Source organism: Bifidobacterium callitrichos, assembly GCF_008698085.1.
Taxonomy (GTDB): Bacteria; Actinomycetota; Actinomycetes; order Actinomycetales; family Bifidobacteriaceae; genus Bifidobacterium; species Bifidobacterium callitrichos.
The window spans coordinates 1839-5317 of the sequence record NZ_RZJP01000007.1 but is presented as its reverse complement, the minus strand read 5'-3'; the positions used below and the strand labels follow the sequence as shown (position 1 = coordinate 5317).

Annotated in this window: 2 rRNA genes; both read right to left on the bottom strand. The window is 59.1% G+C overall.

Annotated features, from left to right (window positions below):
* Positions 1–8: 8 nt before the first annotated feature.
* A 5S ribosomal RNA gene (gene rrf / locus EMB92_RS11400) occupies positions 9–125 on the bottom strand.
* Positions 126–291: 166 nt separating this feature from the next.
* A 23S ribosomal RNA gene (locus EMB92_RS11395) occupies positions 292–3354 on the bottom strand.
* Positions 3355–3479 lie beyond the last annotated feature (125 nt).

Below are 3479 nucleotides of genomic sequence, written 5' to 3'. Positions count from 1 at the left end.
ATGTTTGGTAGCGGCGACGTGCTACTCTCCCACATCCTCTCGGGTGCAGTACCATCGCCGTGCAAGGCCTTAGCTTCCGGGTTCGGAATGGGACCGGGCGTCTCACCTTGGCTATGGTCGCCGCAAATCTTCAATTAGACATCCCACCACAGGGGGCGGGGGATGGAACCGTGGCGGTTCGGGGACCGGACGGCGGACGCGAAAAGTGTTGACGTTTGTGACCCGTTCGACCTGTTCAGTGTCGTACCGGGTGGTTCACGCAGTGCGTGACGCCCTCCCAAACGGGAGGATGTGTGATTGCCTTTTCCCCGTTAGTACCGGTCGGCTCCACCCCTCGCGGGGCTTCCACGTCCGGCCTATCGACCACGTGTTCTTCATGGGGGGTCTCGGAACCCGGAGGTTCCATGGAATCCTTATCTTGGAGCGGGCTTCCCGCTTAGATGCTTTCAGCGGTTATCCCTTCCGAACGTAGCCAACCGGCCGTGCCACTGGCGTGACAACCGGCATACCAGAGGTTCGTCCACCCAGGTCCTCTCGTACTATGGGCAGGTCTCCTCAAGATTCCAACGAGCGCAGAGGATAGAGACCAAACTGTCTCACGACGTTCTGAACCCAGCTCGCGTGCCGCTTTAATCGGCGAACAGCCGAACCCTTGGGACCTGCTCCAGCCCCAGGATGCGACGAGCCGACATCGAGGTGCCAAACCATCCCGTCGATATGGACTCTTGGGAATGATCAGCCTGTTATCCCCGGGGTACCTTTTATCCGTTGAGCGATGCCGCGTCCGTACACCGGCACCGGATCACTAGTTCCGACTTTCGTCCCTGCTCGAGCCGTCGCTCTCGCAGTCAAGCTCCCTTGTGCACTTACACTCGCCACCCGATTGCCAACCGGGCTGAGGGAACCTTTGAGCGCCTCCGTTACTCTTTGGGAGGCAACCGCCCCAGTTAAACTACCCGCCAGGCACTGTCCCAGAGCAGGATCACTGCTCGTGGTTAGACATCCAATGCGAACAGAGCGGTATTTCACCTTGCGGCTCCACACTGGCTGGCGCCAACGCTTCGAAGCCTCCCGCCTATGCTACACAATCCACACCGAATGCCAATACCAAGGTATAGTAAAGGTCCCGGGGTCTTTTCGTCCTTCTGCGCTTAACGAGCATCTTTACTCGTACTGCAATTTCGCCGAGCTCCTGGTCGAGACAGTGGGGAAGTCGTTACGCCATTCGTGCAGGTCGGAACTTACCCGACAAGGAATTTCGCTACCTTAGGATGGTTATAGTTACCACCGCCGTTTACCGGGGCTTGAATTCACCGCTTCGCGTGAGCTGACGGATCCTCTTAACCTTCCGGCACCGGGCAGGCGTCAGTGCATATACAGCGACTTACGTCTTCGCATGCACCTGTGTTTTTGGTAAACAGTCGCTACCCCCTCTTCTGTGCCACCCCCAACAGCTCCGCGCGCGAGGCGCCTCACCACCGGGGGTCTCCCTTAAACCGAAGGAACGGGAGCAATTTGCCGAGTTCCTTGACCAGGATTCGCTCGATCGCTTCGGTATACTCTACCAGACCACCAGTGTCGGTTTGGGGTACGGGCGGCAAACAGCCTCGCGCCGAAGCTTTTCTCGACGGTCGGGATCACCGGATTCGCGCCCAACGGCGCCCATCATCACACCTCGGCCCTGACGCCCCCCGGATTTGCCTGGGGAACGGCCTGCGTGCTTGACCACGGAAAACCACCTCCGCGGCCGGCTACCCGTCCGTGTCACTCCTCGCGCTACCCTACTACAGCTACGCTCCCAACACCGCCACGATCCGAACCCCGAAGGGAACATCACACGACGACGGAGGTTAGTACTCGCTGCCTCGGATCGGGCGGCTGCAAGCCGGTACGGGAATATCGACCCGTTCATCCATTCGACTACGCCTGTCGGCCTCGCCTTAGGACCCGACTCACCCAGGGACGATGAACGTGGCCCTGGAACCCTTGGTCATCCAGCGGCGGGGATCCTCACCCCGCTCTCGCTACTCATGTCTGCATTCTCACTCCCACACAGTCCACGACACGCTTACGCGGCCGCTTCGACCCGGTGTGGGACGCTCTCCTACCCAGCAGAAAACTGCTGCCGCGTCTTCGGTGGTGTGCTTGAGCCCCGCTACATTGTCGGCGCGGAACCACTAGACCAGTGAGCTGTTACGCACTCTTTCAAGGGTGGCTGCTTCTGAGCCAACCTCCTGGCTGTCTATGCGACTCCACATCCTTTCCCACTTAGCACACGCTTCGGGACCTTAGACGACGATCTGGGCTGTCTCCCTCTCGACGACGGAGCTTATCCCCCGCCGACTCACTGCCGGAATACACTTCACGGGTATTCGGAGTTTGGTTGCTGTTGGTACCCTGTACGGGCCCGCAAGCATCCAGTAGCTCTACCCCCCGGAAGCAATCAACCGACGCTGCACCTAAATGCATTTCGGAGAGAACCAGCTATCACGGAATTTGATTGGCCTTTCACCCCTAACCCCAAGTCATCCCCCCGGTTTTCAACCCAGGTGGGTTCGGTCCTCCACACGGTCCTACCCGCGCTTCAACCTGCTCAGGGCTAGATCATCCCGCTTCGGGTCCAGGACACGCGACTAGAAACGCCTTTTAAGACTCGCTTTCGCTACGCGTACACCACACGGCTTACGCTCGCCACATGCCACTGACTCGCAGACTCATTTTTCGATAGGCACGCCGTCACCCCACAAGAAGGCTCCGACGGATCGTAGGCGCACGGTTTCAGAGACTATTTCACTCCCCTCCCGGGGTACTTTTCACCTTTCCCTCACGGTACTCGTACACTATCGGTCAGACAGGAATATTTAGGCTTATGCAACGGTCTGCACGGATTCGCACGGGATTCCACGGGGCCCGTGCTACTTGGGACACGCGATCAGGAGACCATGCGCATACGGCTACGGGGCCATCACCCTCTACGGCCCGGTATCCAACCCGGTTCGCCTCACACATGGTTTTATCACTCCCGCCCGGCACGTCGGCACCGGGACACACGCTCCCGCAACACCACGCACGCAACCCCCGACGGGTATCACACGCACGCGGTTTGGCCTGATCCGCTTTCGCTCGCCACTACTCACGGAATATCCTTTCCTGCAGGTACTGAGATGTTTCACTTCCCTGCGTACCCCCCGGCCGAAGCCGGTGACCGCCCATAACGACGGCCGTGTTCCCACATTCGGAGACCCTCGGATCGAAGCCCTGTTGGCGGCTCCCCGAGGAATATCGCTGCCTCAAACGTCCTTCATCGGTCCTGTCTGCCAAGGCATCCACCCTACGCCCTTGCAAGCAACCCACACCCAACAAGGATGCCGGCCGCCAGCACTGCCATAGCGAACTCCCAGACGACACATCAATACAACTAGAATGATCACAAAACGATCGACGAACACAAAAAAGTGCTCTTCGAAATCAACAGCAAA